Origin of the sequence: Bifidobacterium vansinderenii (assembly GCF_002234915.1) — a bacterium.
Taxonomy (GTDB): Bacteria; Actinomycetota; Actinomycetes; order Actinomycetales; family Bifidobacteriaceae; genus Galliscardovia; species Galliscardovia vansinderenii.
In genome coordinates this window covers 33,544-52,089 of sequence record NZ_NEWD01000028.1, presented here as the reverse complement: position 1 = coordinate 52,089, position 18,546 = coordinate 33,544, and the positions used below count along the sequence as shown (strand labels likewise).

The following is an 18,546-nucleotide window of genomic DNA, read 5'->3' as shown; positions in this document are numbered from 1 at the left end:
ACATCATGACCGATTCCATCCTCAAGGGCAAGGTCCTCTACGCGTTCGGCGACAGCATCGTCGACGGACACTACTACACCAAGCGTTCCTGCGTGAACGTCGTGGCCGACAACGAGGGCATGACCCTCGTCAAGCGCGCCCGCAACGGTGCCACCATCCGTTTCAGCACGATCCGCAACGGCCTCGAAGGGCAGATCCTGCAGCAGGCCGAGTTCGTCGGCATCGATCAGCCCAAGCCGGACGTGATCCTGTTCAACGGCGGCGCCAACGACGCATGGCCCGACCTCATCCCCGCATACCTCGGCGCCGTGAGCGAATCGAAGGACCCGGCCGAACTGGACCTCACCACCTACGCCGGATGCTTCGAGGCGACGATCCTCGCGTTCCGTCGCCACTGGCCGGACACGCCGATCGTGTATCTCGCCGTAGCCAAGATCGGCCGCGACTGGGCCGTGCAGAACTACCTGCGTCAGGTACAGCTCGCCGCCTGCAAGAAGTGGGGCGTCACCGTGGCCGACGTGTTCGGCGAGACCGACCTCGACGCGCGCAACGAGGACATGCGCGTCACCTACTCGTTCGACATGCTCGGCACTGACGGACTGCCCGGAACCCCGGAGACCGCCACCTACCCCGACCCCGACGTGCACCCGTCCGGCACGCACCCGAACTTCGCCGCCATCGACAAGTACTACGCGCCGATCATCACCAAGGCGCTCAAGACCGCGCTTGGAGGCGAAGCACGATGATCAACGAAAAGGTCTCCCTGTCCGTCAATGGATCGAGTGCCACGCTGCGCACGTTCTTCCTTGAAAACTGGGAGACGATCGACCCGGACCGCAAGCGTCCGGTGATCCTCGTCGTGCCCGGCGGAGGCTATCACTTCTGCTCCGAACGCGAGGCCGAACCCATCGCCCTGCGCATGGTCGCCGAAGGCTTCCAGGCCTGCGTGCTGGACTACAGCGTGGCGCCGGCCAAGTTCCCGCAGTCGCTGCTCGAACTCATCAGCGCGGTCGCCTACCTGCGATTCCACGCCGAGGAATTCAACATCGACCCCGATCGGATCATCCTGTGCGGATTCTCCGCCGGCGGACACCTGTGCGCCAGCCTCGGCACCATGTGGAACGAGCAGTGGCTCGTCGACAAGACCGGCATGCCGGCCAACCGATTCAAGCCCAACGGCATGATCCTCGGCTACCCGGTGATCACCTCCGGCGAATTCGCCCACCGCGGCTCGTTCGACAACCTCGTCGGCACCGACGACCCCGAACTCGTCGAGCGACTGTCCCTGGAGAAGCGCGTGACCGCCGACACCGTGCCTACGTTCCTGTGGCATACGTTCGAGGATCAGCTCGTGCCCGTGGAAAACAGCCTGCTGTTCGCCACGGCTCTGCGTCGCGCCGGCGTGCACTTCGAAATGCACATCTTCCCCTACGGTCCGCACGGCCTGGCGCTCGCCAACCCGGAGACCACCACGGTGGGGGAGGACGCCTACAACCAGCCGCTCGCCGAATGCTGGCCCAAGCTCGCCGCCGACTGGGTGCGCACGCTGTAGACTCCCCGTCGCGCGGCCGGCAGCAGCTGCGCGACGCTTCCGCAGCAAGATAACTGAATCGTGATCCGACGGTGCGTAAACGGGCTTGGAGGCCATCGTTTCGCATGCCAGGCCGTCGGATCAGCCCTTTCCTTAGGCTCCCTGCGCTCTACCGTGCAGGGAGCCTTTTTCGTGCCTGGAGGGCTAGGCGATGGTTGAGGGGCAGAGCTTGTGTCAAGCCCTCCCTCTGTCACGACATGCGTCGTGACATCTCCCTCCTCGGGAGGGAGAACGAAGGGACGAGGCGGGTGCTCCCTCCCGGGGAGGGAGCTGTCCGGCCGCAGGCCGGACTGAGGGAGGGCTCCAGACTCAAGCAGATTCCGGAAATCCTTCTCGTGATCGTATCCGTTGTTGAACCGAAGTGTCGATTACGGCGCATACCCCTTCAAATTTGCGATCGACATCGTTATTTGCGAAACGAAGGACACGAAGTCCACGTGCCTCAAGCATGTGGGTGCGATTGTTGTCCTGCTCTCTGGCGCCATTGCGGAAGTGTCCTCCGCCATCCAATTCGATCACCAGTTCGGCTTTGGCACAGTAGAAGTCGACGATGTAATTACCGATGAGATGCTGACGTCGGAAACGAACCGGATATGTATTGAGAAACTCAAACCAGAGTCTGCGTTCCCATGGGGTCATATTTTTCCTCATGTGCTGTGATCGTCGGCGGTTGCTGGTGTTGAATGTTCGTCGTTGAGCCATGATCCATGGTAAAGGCATTTTGTGTGGGGCTGGTTGTTCTCTTTGCTGACTGCTTAAAGAATGCCGTGTAGAGGTGCCGGAGCCCTCCCTCTGTCACGACATGCGTCGTGACATCTCCCTCCCGGGGAGGGAGAACGAAGGGACGAGGCGGGTGCTCCCTCCCATGGAGGGAGCTGGCGCGCGAAGCGCGACTGAGGGAGGGCCGCGCCGGCAGGCGAGCAGAGGCTTTGCCGGGCCTTGGGCCCGTCCACGGTCGCTGGACCGCTACTGGCCGTATGCGCATACAAAAATCCCCCGCGGCGGTCGGAAGGTTCCGCTGCGGGGGATCAAGGAAGAAAAAACCGAAACTAGTAGTTCATTGGCGTATAGGCTGCTCCTTTCGTGTGGTCGTCGTGCATGGTTGCTGCGTGGTGCACGACGGATGATGTGCGGTTTGCTGAGAGACGAGTTTGGGTGCAGCCATCTGGCCGCACCCCCTGTCGATTCCGTGGAATCCGATCCGGAAATATTGAATTGTGGTTGAAGAAGCGGGGCCTTCCCGCCCTCCCCGGTTGCCCGGAAAGGACGGCGTTGCGGGAAGACTCCGGAAGGTGTCAGGCCTTGTTGGTGGCGTCGATGACGTTGTTGTGGCCCCAGCACTGCTCGTACTTGAAGCCGGACAGCTCCTCGACGACCTTCTTGGTCTCGGCATCGACGTCCTTCATGTCGCCGCCGTTGCGCAGACGGGTGACCTCGGCGAGCACCTTCTTGTGGTTGGCGCTGGTCATCTTGAGCAGGCGGGAGACGATGTTGCCGAGGATGACCAGGACGACCGGGACGACGGTGTAGAGGATCATGATCCAGTCGACGGTGGCGGCCGGCTGGGTGGTGGCACCCTCAACGAAGCCGGTCCAGCTCAGGACGGCGCCGATGAGCAGGGTCTCGAGAGCGGTGAAGATGACGTCCAGGGTGGAGTTGATGCCGGCGTACTGGCCCTCACGACGCTTGGCGGTCACGATCTCGTCCACGTCCGGAACCAGGGTGAACACGAACTGGGTGGCGTTCACCACACCGGAGATACCGAAGTTCATGAGGATCAGGAACACGACGAACAGGGTGGCGCGCACGCCGGTGGAGACGCTGGCGTGGAAGATGCCCAGGCCGAGCATGCAGGCGAAGGCGAGGATGCAGGCGTAGCCGCCGAGGCGGAAGGTGCGCATGCCGTCGAGCTTGGCGGTCAGCCAGATCCACATGGCTACGAACGCCATGCCGAAGATGAAGCCGACGCCGGTGCCGAGGGACACGGTCTGCGGGTCAAGCAGCAGCACGAACATCACGAAGTAGGTGTTGATGGTACCGCGGATGGCACGGAAGGTCTGCTCGCAGATGTACATGCCCAGGTAGACGCGGTAGGACTTGACGCGCATGGCGGAAAGGAAGTTCCAGAACACGCCCACGAAGCGCTTGAGGCCGGAGGCTTCGCCGTTGGAGGAGTCGGAGGAAGCCACGTCGGTGGAGGCGTCGTACGGACGTTCCTGAACGGTCAGGAAGCCGATGAACAGGGCGATGGTGCCGACGATGCCCCACAGCAGGGCGATGTAGAAGTAGGCGGTCCAGTTGTCCTTACCCCACAGGGTGAACAGCCAGATGTTGAGCATGGACAGCGAGGTGCCGCCGATAGCACCGGCGATCTGGTTGATGCCCACGATCTGGGCGCGCTGCGTGGTGTTCTCGGTCATCTCTGCCGGCAGCGCGTACTGCACGGTGGTGACGCCGGCCCATGCAGCCCAGTAGAGGATGTTGACCAGGAAGTAGAACCAGGTCGGCATGCCCATGATCCACAGGCCCATGTAGAAGATGAAGTTCAGCGGGATGCACAGCAGCAGCACGGCGCGACGACGGCCGAACTTGCGGCCGAATGCGGTGCGGTACAGACGATCGGAGAGGTATCCCCAGAACGGGGTTGCGAATGCGCCGACCACCTTGCCGACGGTGAGCATGAGCGTGACCATCATCACCGACATCTTCACGAACGTCGTGAAGTAGAACATCTGCCAGGTGACGACCATGGTCTGGGTGACCCATGCAAGAGGAAGCATGGAGAAGCCGAACTTGGCGAGCAGCGGTACCTTGCCCGTCAGATCGTAGTTCATTGTGTTATTGCCCGACATTATTGTCGTCCTTTCTCTTCATCGAGATAGAGGGGACCGCTTGGAACCCTGCTAACTTCAGTTATATCGATAACAAATAAGAACCGACAGATTCAACACTGGCAGTTATTGCTGTAAGACTATGTACAAATGACCTCATTGGCTATCTGTACGCGATCGTCTAAAAAGTTATCGATATAACTTCAAGCTGCAATCGAGAGGTTGTTTAGCTTGTTGGTTAGTACTATAACACCAATTTTATCGATGTCAAAATCGGTGCTATGCTGGGAGTCATCCACACACGAGATTCAGTGATAAAGGTCACTTTCCGACTTGTCGAAAGCAAGGAGCTACGGCTCGTGACTGTTGGAATTCCGCGCGAGGTAGCGCGGATGACGCGATAACAAAGGAGTTTCTGCCCATGAATGTTAACGATGTATCTGCTGCGCCTCCGAAGTCTGTTCGCAGCGTCAAAAATACGTATAGTATCGCCCGCGTGTCGGATTTTAACGATGGCTGGAAATTCCTTCGTGGCGTGTCGTCCGGAGCGCAGAGCCCATCCTTCGACGATTCGACATGGCGTGTCGTCTGTCTGCCGCACGACTTCGGCGTGGAGGGTCCGTTCAGCCGTCTGGCCCGTTCCACCGTCGGATTCCTGCGTACCGGCGAAGGCTGGTACCGCAAGACCTTCAACACCCGATCGGAGTGGGACGGCCGCCGCGTGTCGCTGAACTTCGACGGCGTGATGGAACTGTCCGAGATCTGGGTCAACGGCACCAAGATCGCCGAGCACCACAACGGATACGCACCCTTCCAGGTGGATATCACCGACGCGCTGAACCCGTCCGGCGAGGCCAATGTGCTGGCCATCCATACCAATACTCCCGAGCCGTGCTCCCGCTGGTACCCTGGCGCCGGCCTGTACCGCGACGTGAAACTCGTGATCACCGATCCCGTCCACGTGGCGCACGACGGCATCCGCATCAGCACACCCACGCTCGAACAGGACGTCAGGCGCGACCTCGCCGAGATCCACGTGGAGACCTGGACCACCAACCATACCGATGCCGACGTCACGGCGACACTGCTGACCGAAGTGATCGACGGCGGCACGACGGTCGCGTCGAACGAATGCTCCGTCACCATCGCCGCGGGGCACAAGGGCTCCGATGACGAATCGCCGGTGCGGCAGCTGATCATGCTGAACCATCCCCATCTGTGGAGCACGGACGACCCCTACCGTTACACGCTGCGCACCAGCATCATCGTCGACGGCTCCCCGATAGACCAGGTGGAGACCCCGTTCGGTCTGCGCTGGATCGGCATGTCGAGCGAGACCGGCCTGTCGCTCAACGGCGTGCGCATGAAGATCGCCGGCATGTGCATGCACCACGATCTCGGCGCGCTCGGCGCCGCCGTGAACCGCAGGGCCGTGGTCCGTCAGCTCGAGATCCTCAAGGCGGCCGGCGTCAACGCCATCCGCACCGCGCACAACATCGGTTCCAAGGTGCAGATCGAGGAGGCCAGCCGCATGGGCTTCCTCGTGCTCGAGGAGCTCGCCGACATGTGGACCGCCCCCAAGGACCGCAACGACTACAGCAACTACTTCCTCGCCGACTCCGCCACCGACCTCAAGGCCATGATCGGCCGCGACCGTAACGAACCGAGCGTGTTCATGTGGAGCCTGGGCAACGAGGTCGCCTGGCAGGAAAGCGAACTGCCGCTCGCCGAAAAACTCGTGTCCGTCGCGCACGCCGCGGATCCGACGCGCCCGGTCTGCGTCAACGACTCCTCGTACCTGAGCAAGGGCATCGACGGCATCGGCAACGAGATCCACAAGCGCATGGACGTGCGCGGTTACTCCTACGCCTCCGAGGACCATCTCGTCGCCATCCACGCCAAGCATCCGAACGACCTGATCATCAACTCCGAAAGCGGATGCAGCCTTGGCTCCCGCGGATACTACGTGTACCCGACCGACGTGCCCGACGGCGTGCGCGGCACCGAGTTCCCGTTCGAACCCGGCCGCCAGCCGTGGGATCCCGACACCTACGAGATCACGTCGTACGACATCACCGCCAACCGCGGCACGCCCATCCGCAAGGACTTCATGCGCTCCATGGACCTTGACTTCCACATGGGCGAGTTCACGTGGACCGGCTTCGACTACATCGGCGAACCGGCGCCCTACATCGGCAACTTCTACTGGAACGACCCGAGTCAGACCGAATCCGACGGCACCGTGCTCGCCCCGAAGACCGCCTACTACGGCATCGTCGACTCCGCCGGCTTCCCCAAGGACGAGTGGTACCTCTATCAGAGCCTATGGTCCGACCCCGACGAGGCGCCCATGGTGCATCTGCTGCCGCACTGGAACTGGCGCGAAGGCGAACCCGTGCAGATCTGGGCGTACTCCAACGCCGCCAAGGTGGAGCTGTTCCTCAACGGCCGCTCGCTCGGTGTGCGCGAGTTCACCCCGCACCAGACCGGATTCCACATCGACACCGCCCATCCCGACAAGCCGTTCGAATACCGGTTCGCCAAGGACGATCCGCGTGATTCCATCTACCTGCACTGGAACGTGGACTTCGAGCCGGGCGTGGTGGAGGCCGTGGCCTACGCCGCCGATGGCAGGGAAGTGGCGCGAGACGTGGTGACCACCGCCGGCTCTCCTGCCGCGATCCGACTCACCGCCGACCGCCACGTGCTTTCCGATGACGACCGTGACCTGAGCTTCATCACCGCCGACGTGATCGATTCGGCCGACGTGATCTGCCCCGATGCGGACAACCAGATCGTCTTCACCGTGGAGAACGGCACGATCCTCGGCACCGACAACGGCTATCAGGCCAGCACCGAGGCGTTCCAGCTGCCCGTGCGCAAGGCCTACCACGGCAAGGCGCTGGTCATCGTGGCGCCGGACGGCTCCGGCAAACCGATCCACGTGCACGCCAAGGCCGCTGGACTCGAAACAGGGGAGACCACCGTGTTCATCGAAAACGGCAACGACGTCGAGAGTGGAAAACCGGAGAGTGAAAACCCGGTCGCCGGCCAGACCCCGCTCGCAGTGCGCCCGGTCCACGTGCGCACCACCGTCGGTACGGCGCCGTCCCTGCCCACGACCGTCACCGCGGAACTCGCCGGCAACGCCACCGCACCGGTCTCCGTGGAATGGCGCGGCATCGAACCCGCCGACTACGACCGATCCGGCACCCTCCGCATCGAAGGCGTGACCGCGGACGGTCTCGCCGTACACGCGACGGTCACGGTCACCGCACCGGTCGCCGTCGTCCCCTATACCACTGCCGCCGCCGCGGACGCCGAACCGCTCCTGCCCGACACGATTACGGTCATCTACGACGACGGCAGTCGACGCTCCGAACCCGTCACCTGGCAGAAGCCGAACGATGTCGACCGTTCCGACTCTCCGGTGACGGTCGTTCGGGGTGCACTCAACGCCCCGGGCGCCGCCGAACCATTGCACGCCGTGGCGCGTATCCGCACGCTTGACGAAGACGGGAACACGGCAGAAAAGGCATCATCGTCCGTGACGCTCTCCGATCTGCGCATCAATGGCGCAACGATCGACGGATTCGGTCCCGACGTCCGCCGGTACGCACTGACCCTGCCATACGACGCCAAGGCTCCGGTCATCGACGCCGAATCCGCCGACAACGCCTCCATCGCGGTCATTCCGCCCGTCGGCGCAACGGCAGGCGAATACCTGATCGACATCGCCTCCGAGGACGGCACCCGTGGCGCCACCGTGCGCGTGGACGTGACCATCCCACCGGCGCCGATCGCCTCGGTGGAGCTGCACGCCGACCGGGTCGCGCTCGTCGAGGACGAATCCGCGACGCTTACGGTGCAAGCCGTCGACGCGCTCGGCGAGCCGATCGACGCCGACGAACTGACCTACACGGTGTCCGATCCCGCAGTGGGCTCGGTGAACGGCGAAGCGTTCGAGGCGAGCCTGACCGGCCGGACCACGATCCGGGTCCGCGCCGAATACTCTGGACAGTCGGTCGAATCCGCCCCGTTAACGATCGACGTCGCCAAGGGCGATCACGACAAACACGTGACCGATGTGGATGCGACTGAGCTGCGCACCGAAATCGGCGAAACGGGACGACTGCCGCAGACCGTGCGCGTACACTTCGATCACGGCTTCGACGCCGTGCTCCCCGTGACATGGCAGGTTCCCGACGACCTGTGGCATACGGCCGGCAGTCATGAGGTGAGCGGCAGCGTCAGCGGCGTACGGAACGCGGACGGTTCCGCCGTGCACGCCATCGCCACAGTTACCGTGGTGGAGGTCGCGGCGGTCGAGCACGTCTCCACGGCAACCGTGGCGGGCATCGCTCCGGACCTGGCGGAACGGACGACCGTGCGCGTGTGGTGGAGCGACGGACTGGTCGAGGAACGCAACGTCACCTGGCACGAGCCGGATGCCGCCTCCTACGCCAAGCCGGGAGAATTCACGGTGAGCGGCGACGTCGACGGCATCGACGAGAAAGCCGAGGCCACGGTGCGCGTGACCGACCGGTACACAAAAAACCGCGACCTCTTCTCGTTCCGCAACGACGTGTACCCCACGGTCGAGGCGTCGTACACCAACACCGACCCCAAGGTGATGGAGGACGTGTCGAACCTGATGGACGGCACGGTGTCGTACACCGCCCGCGCCGGATACAACCTCAAGAACCGCTGGTCCACCTTCGGCAACACCGAGAACACCGCATGGCTGGAATACCGGTTCGGCTATGGCACCGAAACCCCGTTCATGCTCAACGCGTTCACGATCTACTACTGCCTGGAGGGCGAAGGCGTGGCCCTGCCCGAATCGGTGACGGTGAGCGCATGGGACGGCGAACGCTGGGTTCCGGTCAGCGGCCTCACGACCCACGACAACCCGGTGGAACAGCAGGGAAGCGCCGGATGGATCTACGGATCCTTCGGAGACAAGACCAAGTCGACCAAGATCGACCGCGGTCTGGAACGCACCTACTCGTTCGACATGGTGAAGACCTCGCGTATCCGTATCGACTTCACCAGCCGGCCGGGGGAGTGCGTCGCCATCACCGAGATCCGCGGCGATGCGCAGATTGCCGTGGTGAACGAGGACTGCGCGCTCGCCGACCTGCTCGTGGACGGCGTGTCCGTGACGGGTGCGGACGGCTCTGCGTTCGATCCGAGCGCAGACGCCTACGTGGCGAAGCATGAGTCCGATGCGCCGCTCGACGTCAGGCCGGTGCCCGCTGGTGACAACGCGGCCGTCACCGTGGTTCCCCCGACCGGGGACTCCGATACGGTTCAGGTGGAGGTCGTCGCCGAGAACGGCGTGACCAAGCGCCTCTACACCGTGCGACTCGTCTGAGGCGACGCAAAAAGCGAAAACCGGCTTCCCCCAATGAGGGGAGCCGGTTTTGTGTGTCCTTGTCGTATGTGGACTTATCGTGCGGTGGATTCGCGTTCGATGAGCTTGTACCCCACGGTGACCGTCTGCGGGTAATGGTCCTCCTCCGGGTGATCGATGCGGCGTGTGAGCAGCGACACCGCCGCCTGCGCCATGCCGGTGAAGTCCACGGCGATCGTGCTCAGCGTGGGCACGCTGTACTCGCCGTCGGGCACGCCGTCGAATCCGATCACCGCCACATCCTGAGGCACGCGGACGCCGCGGTCGGCGAGGCCGCGCAGCAGTCCCAACGCCAGTCCGTCGCTCGGGCAGAACAGTCCGTCAAACGGCAGCTGCTCGTCGGCCCATTTGTGTCCGGCCTCCACGCCGCCGTTGCGAGACCACGACACTCTGATCAGCGATCGTTCGTCGTCGAATTCGAGTCCGAGCTCCTGACACTCGTGCTTGGCCGCGAGCAGTCGCACCTCCTGTGAGGCGCCCGGATTCGACTCCGGGGGAATCCCGGCGCCCACCACGCCGATGCGGCGGCATCCCTTGTCGTACAGATGCCGGATCGCCGCGCGCGTTCCCGCCACGCTTGGCGCGTTCACCTGATCGTAGGTGCTGTTCATCGCGTAGTCCTCCAGCATTACCGAGGGATGCGACTCCAAGGCCTTGGACCCATGCTTGGCGTTGATGGCGATGATGCCGTCGGAGAACAGGTACGACATGTCCTGATCGTTGCCATGCTCGTCCACCAGATATCGAGACGATTCGATGAGCATATGCCGTCCCTGCTTGTTGAGCTCGGCGGCGAACCGCATGGCGAGACTGGAGAAGTACGCTCCGTCGATGCCGGCGGTCAGGAAGGTGATGGTGCCGCTCTTGCCGGTGCGCAGCGACTGCGCGGAGATGTTCATGCGGTAGCCGAGCTTCTCGGCAGCGGCGAGCACCTTCTGCGTGGTCTTGGGTGTCACCGAGCTCAGTCCGCGCAGGGCGCGGGAGGCCGTGGTAGCGGTGACCCCGGCTTCCTTGGCGACATCCTTGAGCGTGATCATGGGCGACCTCCTTGACCCGAAAGAAATTACGTGATTTCCCGCGATGCGGGATATCAGTCATCTTACGCGTGATGTCATCGATTACATGACGTTGCGTGTCATATCATGACCGTTCACGTCTTAGAACCGTGGCGATGGCTGGAAACAATGTGGCAGCGCGGCGTCACGAATCACACGATGTGGCATGAATCACACTATGGGAAAACCTATGACCTGATATAGGAAATCGCAATGGCCGACGCGGCACTGGGCGTGTCGCTTTGACATACAGTTAAACGGACTTTACCCAAATGAGGAAGGGATACGACCATGACCTCGGCATCTAAGACCGAGACGCAATCCGCGCAACCCGCGCATGCGGACGGCGGTGAACACGCCGGACTGCAGCGCAAGATGGAAACCCGTCACCTGATGATGATCGCACTTGGCGGCGTGATCGGCACCGGACTGTTCCTCAGCTCCGGATACACCATCCATCAGGCCGGCCCGATCGGTACGATCCTCGCCTACGCCGTCGGCGCGCTCAACGTCTATATGGTCATGCTCTGCCTCGGCGAACTCGCCACCGCCATGCCGCAGACCGGATCGTTCCACGTGTACGCCGGTCGGTTCATCGGCCCGGGCACCGGCTTCACCGTGGCGATCATCTACTTCCTCGCATGGATGGGCGCGCTCGGCTCCGAATTCACCGCGTCCGGCCTGATCATGCAGAAATGGTTCCCCGGCACGCCCGCATGGGCGTGGAGCGCCCTGTTCATCGTGCTGATCTTCACGCTCAACGCGCTGTCGGTGCGTTCGTTCGCCGAAGCCGAATTCTGGTTCGCCGGCATCAAGGTGGTCTCGATCATCGCGTTCATCGCCATCGGCCTGCTCGCCATCATCGGCGTGATCCCGATCGTCGGCTACTCGCATGCGCCGGGCCTGACCAACCTCGTCAAGGACGGCGTGTTCCCCAACGGATTCGCGCCCGTGTTCTCCACCATGTCCACCGTCGCGTTCGCATTCTCCGGCACCGAGCTGCTGGGCGTGACCGCCGGTGAGACCAAGGATCCGGGCGAGAACATCCCTAAGGCCATCCACACCACGTTCTGGCGCCTGGCGATCTTCTTCATCGGATCCATCGTGGTGATGTCGGCGCTCATCCCGTGGCAGGACGCCGGCGTGGACAAGAGCCCGTTCGTGCTCGTGTTCGACGCGATCGGTCTGCCGTTCGCCGGCGACATCATGAACTTCGTCGTGCTCACCGCCATCCTGTCCGCGGCCAACTCCGGACTGTACGCGTCCACACGCATGCTATGGTCGCTGTCGAACGAGCGCATGATCCCGCGCATCTTCGTCCGCACCACCAAGCACGGCGTGCCGCTGATCGCCCTGTGCACCGCCATGATCGGCGGCCTGCTCGCCCTGCTCTCTTCGGTCACCGCCGCATCGGTCATCTATCTGGCGCTGGTGTCCAGCGCGGGCCTGGCCATCGTGATCGTATGGGTGGTGCTGGCCGTGTGCGAGATCCGCTTCCGACTGGAGATGAAGCGCGAGGGACGCTCCGTGAGCGAACTGTCGTTCCACACCCCCGCATGGCCGATCGTGCCGATCATGGCGCTGTTCCTCAGCGTGGGCACCATCGTGCTGAGCGCGGTCTACGAATCCATGCGCCCGTCGCTCATCTACATGCTCATCATCATCGCGATCTGCTACGCGGTGTACGGAGTCAAGACGCTCGTCTCCCGTCGTCGCAACGCCTGACGGGCATACACCTGCGAGTTTTGTGGCTTTCCTGAGAGTATCTCAGCGCGTATTGGCTCCGAATCGGTCCGAAAAGGGGGAATATGCGCTGAATCAGACGAGGCAAAACCACAAAACTCGCCACATCACATCCATGACGCTCGATTAGGGCCGCGCTGATCGGACAAAGTGCCGGATCGTTAGATACGACCCGTGCTGATGCTCGGCCTCGACGGTGTTCCGCCGGCATTCCCACAGCGTGGTAATGCCGGCGTCGCGTAGAAACGCGCGGTCGTGCGAGATGACGATCACCGTGCCGGGGAATGCGGCCAGTGTCTTTGCTAAAGCCTGCTTGGAATGCAGATCAAGATGATTCGTCGGTTCGTCAAGCATGATGAGATGCGGATGCCGCCGCGCACCAAGACACAGCAGTAGTTTGCGTAGCTCTCCGGGAGATGGCTGCTCGCCGGCAAGCAGCCGGTCGGGATCCGCGTTGAGTTGAGCATAGGCACTCAGCGTCGCGGTCCGGTCAACGGCAGACAGTCCAAGAAGCCGACTCATGGCATCGCTCGCATCATGATCCGTCGTGTTCTGTGCCATCGACAGCACCGGAATCGGCGGTTGCATGCGCGTCGTTTGCCCTAGCATGGCGCGGAATACCGTCGTCTTTCCGGTGCCGTTCCTCCCGACTATGCCGATGCGGTCATGAGGTCCCACACTCAACAGGGGAACCTCCAATCCCTGCTCGTCAACGGACCTCGTCGAATCCGCGCCATTATGCTCACCGTCATATCGAATCAGCTGCGGCTCAAGACGGACCAACTCCGACCGATGGCTGGCTTCGGCATCCATCCAGATATCGCCGTCATACCGTTTCGCGGCGGTGACGATATCATTCGCTCGATGACGAGCGGCGGCGGTTCGTGCCGCGATGCGCGCGCTCGCCGCGCCCGCACTGCCGTCGGTGCTCAGCGACTTGTGTAGTTTCAGCAGATTGCGTGCATCGTGATCCTTCCTGTCGACGGTTGCGTGGGCGGTCTGCGATTGCGCACGGGTTGCCGCCAACGTCGCATCATGTCTGCGCCGGGCGGCCGTCCTCTCCAGACGTACGGCCTCGCGTCGGGCCGTTCGCAGCGCGTCATCCGCCGCCCGGCGATCGTGCTCCGCGTCGGCTGCCGCCTGACTGTAATTGCCGGGGCGGGTTCTTACCACGGTGACATTGCGCCCCTGTACGTGATCACGTTCAAAGAACACGCAGCGTGTGGCCAGCGCGTCGATGAAGTCCACGTCATGTGAGACCGCAATGCCGATGCCGCGGAAATTCCGCAGCACGGCGACGATGTCTTTGCGTGTGCCTTCGTCCAAATGATTCGTCGGCTCGTCGAGGATCAACATATCGGGTCGCCGTGCCAGCGCGCAGGCGATCTGCAGGCATTTGGCCTCGCCGCCGGACAGCTCCCCGTACCGCCACGGCCAGTCGTCGTCGATGCCGAGAGCGCGGCGTATCACCATCGTTTCGGCAGACCAGTCGGCGGCGAAATCCTCAAGTCCGGCCGGCTTTTCGTCGGTGTTCTGCGGACAGAATCCGACGATCATCGATCCGGGGGAGGGGACTGCCGTCCCGGCGTCGGCGTGCAAGAGGCCCATGGCGATGTGCATGAGCGTGGTTTTGCCGATGCCGTTGTCCCCCAGCATGGCCGTCCATCCTTGGGGAAACGTTGCGGAGATGTCCGAGAACAGCGGTTCGGCGTTGCCGGGAACCGTGTACGTGATATGAGCGAGCGTCAGCGTTGATATTGCCATGATTATGATCCTTTCCTCGGTGGTGAATACGGCGATGTATTGCGGCGAACACGGAGGAACGGTCATGCATGGTTATGAGACGACACGTCTGATTGGAAAGCGCGAACGAGAATACACACGATCGATGTTGCGTGATTCAGGTGTTTGCGTGATTTCAAGCTGTCGTATGATTCGCTGGATAGCCAGTCGGCATGACGGTACGGTTCATCGACGACGATGACCATTCCCGTGTCAATCCGCTGCCTATCGAGAAATCAACTTGCGAACTCTCCTTGTGATACGGATCCCTGGCATATCGGGATTCCGATGTATCGGTTGTACCGGGGACGATCATAGCGAGCCTGCGCAGATCAGGCAAATTCCCGACGTCGAAGGTCCAGATGCCGATGTCTATGACGTGAACGCGAGTTTTGTGGTTTTACGTGAGGACAATACCCGCTATATTCCCAATGCCAGGTATGGAATCGTTGGTTTTCGGGGGCCGAATGATGCGAGAAAACCACAAAACTCACGGTCTCATGTTCAGCCAGAGGAAAGATCACGTTTGTCCACATTGCCTGAAGAGCTGGCACATGGGCGGATTTCCCACATACCATCGAGCAATGATAGAGATTCGAGATGGAACATTGCAGGATATCGACATATTGGTCGCGGGCTCGGTGGAATGCCGGCGGATGCTGAAGCAGTGCATCGATGCATCGAAAAGATCACGACGGGCACTGGTTTTCGGGTATCTTACGGCGGTGAAACTATACGATCTTCCTGTTCCGCGAAACTGCGGATTGGATGCGCAGCGCGTCGACGTCTGTGTGGCAGATCAGCGAAAGCGGACGAGTTGCGCTTCACTCCGATACCATTATTGGTCGGCACCCATGCCATGCAACGATATCGTGGTGGACGGTGAGGTGGTCGGCAGAATTGTGGATCCCGTCGTCGCCTGCATGCAGATGTCCAGATGGGTGCCCCGCGAGGAGCTGACTGTGCTGTTTGACGCGCTGATGACTCGATGCGATGTGCAAAAGCACATGCGGTACAGGGAGATTCACCGGTATCTGGCTGATACTGGCCTGTTCGCCGGTAAAACTAAGTCCAGATGGGCCTGTGCCCACGCACGGATGAATACGGATTCGCCCATGGAGACCAGATTACGACTGACCATCGAACAGGGAGGAATCAGGGGCTTCGAGGTCAATTGTCGGATAACGCATCCCAATGGTGAGGTGTGGTTTGGTGATTTGGTCGAACCGGAGCTGGGAATCATCCTCGAGTATCAGGGAGCTGGTCATTGGACCCCGGATCAGGGAAGACGCGACAGCAGAAAAAGCCTGACGTTGCAGCAGTCGAATTGTTGTGTGTTACCGATCACCATTGATGATCTGGCTTCGGAGACTGCTCGTACGGAGCTGGTCCGAGGACTTCGGGCTCTTATCCGGCGACGCAAGCGATTACGAGATCTCGATCAGCTGAGTTTTGTGGTTTCCATCGAGCGCTTGAAGGATCTTGAGCCGGAATTTTAACCGTCGTCACCATGATTCAGGACCGGTGAGATGGAAGAAAACCACAAAACTCGCCGCCCCGTTGCCACTGGGCGATACGGAACCCCGATTGCGATTGCGGGTAAACACAAAGGGTGGTTGGCATCGTGATGATGCCAACCACCCTTATCTACCGATTACCGGATCGGGCGAAACGCCGATCAGATGTGGTAGTAGAGCTCGTACTCGAGCGGGGTCGGGGCCAGGCGAGCCTGGTCGATTTCGCCGCGCTTGAGGTCGATCCAGGTCTCGATGAGGTCCTCGGTGAAGACGTCGCCGGCGGAGAGGAAGTCGTGATCCTCTTCCAGGGCGTCCATGGCTTCGGCGAGGGAGCTCGGGACCTGCTTGATGCCGGCGTGCTCTTCCGGCGGCAGCTCGTAGAGGTCCTTGTCGACCGGCTCCGGGGGCTCGATGTGGTTCAGGATGCCATCGAGACCGGCCATGAGCTGGGCGGAGAAGGCCAGGAACGGGTTGCAGGACGGATCCGGAGCGCGGAACTCGATGCGCTTCGAAGCCGGGGAGGTGCCGGCCAGCGGGATACGGATGGCGGCGGAGCGGTTACGGGCGGAGTACACCAGGTTGACAGGAGCCTCGAAGCCCGGGACCAGACGGTGGTAGGAGTTCAGCGACGGGTTGGTGAAGGCAAGCACGGAGGAGGAGTGCTTGATCAGACCGCCGATGTACCAGCGGGCGAGGTCGGACAGACCGCCGTAGCCCTTCTCGTCGTAGAACAGCGGCTTGCCGTCCTTCCACAGGGACTGGTGGCAGTGCATGCCGGTGCCGTTGTCGCCGGCGATCGGCTTCGGCATGAAGGTCACGGACTTGCCGTTCAGGGCGGCAACCTCGTGGACCACGTACTTGTACTTCATCAGGTCGTCACCCGCGTGCTGCAGGGTGTTGAAGCGGTAGTTGATCTCCTGCTGGCCAGCGCCGCCGACCTCGTGGTGGGAGCGCTCGAGCTGCAGACCAACCTGCTGCAGGGCGGCGACCATGTCGTCGCGCAGATCCTGGTAGTGATCGATCGGCGGGACCGGGAAGTAGCCGCGCTTCACGCGGTTCTTGAAACCGATGTTCGGGGTGCCGTCCTCTTCGGTGTCCACACCGGAGTTCCACGGAGCCTCGATGGAGTCCACCTCGTAGAAGGAGCGCTGCATCGTGTTCTCGAAGCGCACCTTGTCGAAGATGAAGAACTCGGCCTCAGGAGCGAAGGAGGCGGTGTCGGCGATGCCGGTGGACTTCAGGTAGGCTTCGGCCTTGGCGGCAACCTGACGCGGATCGCGCGAGTACGGCTCGTCGGTCAGCGGGTCGACGATGGAGAACGCGACGTTCAGGGTCTTGTGCTTGCGGAACGGATCGACGTAAGCCGTGGTCACGTCCGGGATCAGCTTCATATCGGATTCGTTGATGGCCTGGAAGCCCTGAACCGAAGAACCATCGAACGGCATGCCGTCGGTGAAGGCATTGTCGGTGAATTCGCTGGCCGGCACGGTGAAATGCTGCTGGACGCCGATGAGATCGGTGAAGCGCACGGAGACATACTCGATGCCTTCCTTGTTGATCAGCGCTTCGACTTCTTCAGGCGTGTGGGCGAAAATCTTATTCTCTGCCACAGTCGCTCCTTTATCAATGAGAACTTACGTAGTTGAAAGATACTCTCCGATATTTCCCGTAGGGGGCCGTTGAGTTACGAGAATGTTTCGTAGGGAGAAATCAACGGCCTATGAAGCGCGCCGTTATGCGGCAACGGCGATGTGCCGGGTACGGAAAAGGGTCGGTCACCATGTGAGATGGCGACCGACCCTTTCGGTTGTAGATGTTTCCGTCATGCCCCGATGCGCCCGCGGGCGGATATGAGCATGACGTTCTGCGGTTTACTTGCCGCGCATGGCCCTGCGGCTGATGTGCATCTTGGTGGGGTCCACGCCCTTCGGCACGCCCATCGTGTTCTTGGCCTGCAGGGTGCGCAGACGGCCGTTGAGCTCGTCGAGCTCGTACTTGGTGAGCTTGACCTTCTGGCGCATCACGGTCTTCTGCAGTTTGCTCAGCGGCACCTGCTTCTCGCCGTCGCCCACGGACAGCTTGATGATCGGGATGTCGGAGCCGCGCGTGACGCGCTTGATCTTGGCTTCCTCACGGCTCATGGCCTTCATCACGCGGCCGTAGTCGCCTTCGCCGACCAGATACACGCCGGTGCGGCCGGTGCCGCGCCAGATGGCGTCCTTGGTGCGCGGATCCACCCAGATCGGCTCCTGCGGGAAGGAGAAGCCGGCCTTGGTGATGCTGTTGAGGATGGCTCCGGTGGCGCCGGGCTTGCCCTCCATCTGACGGTACCCCACCTTGTCGGCGCGGCGGGTGAGGATCATGGTGCCGAACAGCAGACCCACCATGACGCCCAGGATCATGGTGAAGATCCACGTGATCCAGTGGACGTGGAGGATGGCGCATGCGGCCGCCGCCACGATGATCGGCAGGATGATGCCGCCCGCGATCAGGAACGGCAGCTGCTTGTCGTCCGCGCTCGTGAACTTGTAGATCTGGATGATCTGGCTGATCGTGCCTTGCTTCTTTGCCTTCTTCTCGGTCTTCTCGTTATCTGCCATGATGTCCTTCG

General features: G+C 61.9%; 11 protein-coding genes. 5 read left to right on the top strand and 6 right to left on the bottom strand.

Annotation, left to right across the window (positions count from 1 at the left end; all coding sequences use genetic code 11):
* Positions 1-5: 5 nt before the first annotated feature.
* Positions 6-746, top strand: a complete 741-nt coding sequence (locus tag Tam10B_RS09675) for an SGNH/GDSL hydrolase family protein (protein ID WP_093961041.1) — start codon at positions 6-8, stop codon at positions 744-746.
* Positions 743-1,552 (top strand): alpha/beta hydrolase, encoded by an 810-nt coding sequence (locus Tam10B_RS09670; RefSeq protein WP_093961040.1) that lies wholly within the window; start codon positions 743-745, stop codon positions 1,550-1,552. The genes Tam10B_RS09675 and Tam10B_RS09670 overlap by 4 nt, the downstream gene beginning before the upstream one ends.
* A gap of 348 nt (positions 1,553-1,900) precedes the next feature.
* Here the strand turns inward: Tam10B_RS09670 and Tam10B_RS09665 are convergent, their stop codons facing one another.
* Complete coding sequence (locus Tam10B_RS09665) at positions 1,901-2,293, bottom strand: endonuclease domain-containing protein (protein WP_093961039.1); 393 nt, start codon at positions 2,291-2,293, stop codon at positions 1,901-1,903.
* 593 nt (positions 2,294-2,886) lie between these two features.
* On the bottom strand, positions 2,887-4,443 hold the full coding sequence (locus Tam10B_RS09660; protein ID WP_093961038.1) for an MFS transporter: 1,557 nt from the start codon (positions 4,441-4,443) through the stop codon (positions 2,887-2,889).
* A gap of 475 nt (positions 4,444-4,918) precedes the next feature.
* Here Tam10B_RS09660 and Tam10B_RS09655 point away from each other — a divergent pair, with 475 nt between their 5' ends.
* Positions 4,919-9,799 carry an Ig-like domain-containing protein gene (locus tag Tam10B_RS09655; RefSeq protein ID WP_158214193.1) on the top strand — a complete coding sequence of 1,627 codons (4,881 nt, stop codon included), beginning with the start codon at positions 4,919-4,921 and terminating at the stop codon, positions 9,797-9,799.
* A 74-nt stretch (positions 9,800-9,873) separates the two neighbouring features.
* Here Tam10B_RS09655 and Tam10B_RS09650 read toward each other — a convergent pair whose 3' ends face one another.
* Complete coding sequence (locus Tam10B_RS09650) at positions 9,874-10,875, bottom strand: LacI family DNA-binding transcriptional regulator (RefSeq protein WP_093961036.1); 1,002 nt, start codon at positions 10,873-10,875, stop codon at positions 9,874-9,876.
* A 309-nt stretch (positions 10,876-11,184) separates the two neighbouring features.
* Here Tam10B_RS09650 and Tam10B_RS09645 point away from each other — a divergent pair, with 309 nt between their 5' ends.
* On the top strand, positions 11,185-12,618 hold the full coding sequence (locus Tam10B_RS09645) for an amino acid permease (protein WP_093961035.1): 1,434 nt from the start codon (positions 11,185-11,187) through the stop codon (positions 12,616-12,618).
* A 144-nt stretch (positions 12,619-12,762) separates the two neighbouring features.
* Here the strand turns inward: Tam10B_RS09645 and Tam10B_RS09640 are convergent, their stop codons facing one another.
* A complete protein-coding gene (locus Tam10B_RS09640) occupies positions 12,763-14,400 on the bottom strand; it encodes an ATP-binding cassette domain-containing protein (protein WP_093961034.1) in 1,638 nt (545 codons plus the stop codon).
* A 602-nt stretch (positions 14,401-15,002) separates the two neighbouring features.
* Between Tam10B_RS09640 and Tam10B_RS09635 the strand changes: the two genes are divergently transcribed.
* Positions 15,003-15,917: a hypothetical protein gene (locus Tam10B_RS09635; RefSeq protein WP_093961033.1), complete on the top strand. Its 915-nt coding sequence runs from the start codon at positions 15,003-15,005 to the stop codon at positions 15,915-15,917.
* A gap of 179 nt (positions 15,918-16,096) precedes the next feature.
* Here the strand turns inward: Tam10B_RS09635 and glnA are convergent, their stop codons facing one another.
* Positions 16,097-17,545 carry a type I glutamate--ammonia ligase gene (gene glnA, locus Tam10B_RS09630; RefSeq protein WP_093961032.1) on the bottom strand — a complete coding sequence of 483 codons (1,449 nt, stop codon included), beginning with the start codon at positions 17,543-17,545 and terminating at the stop codon, positions 16,097-16,099.
* Between the two features lie 261 nt (positions 17,546-17,806).
* On the bottom strand, positions 17,807-18,535 hold the full coding sequence (locus tag Tam10B_RS09625) for a DUF4191 domain-containing protein (protein ID WP_093961031.1): 729 nt from the start codon (positions 18,533-18,535) through the stop codon (positions 17,807-17,809).
* Between the last annotated feature and the right edge of the window lie 11 nt (positions 18,536-18,546).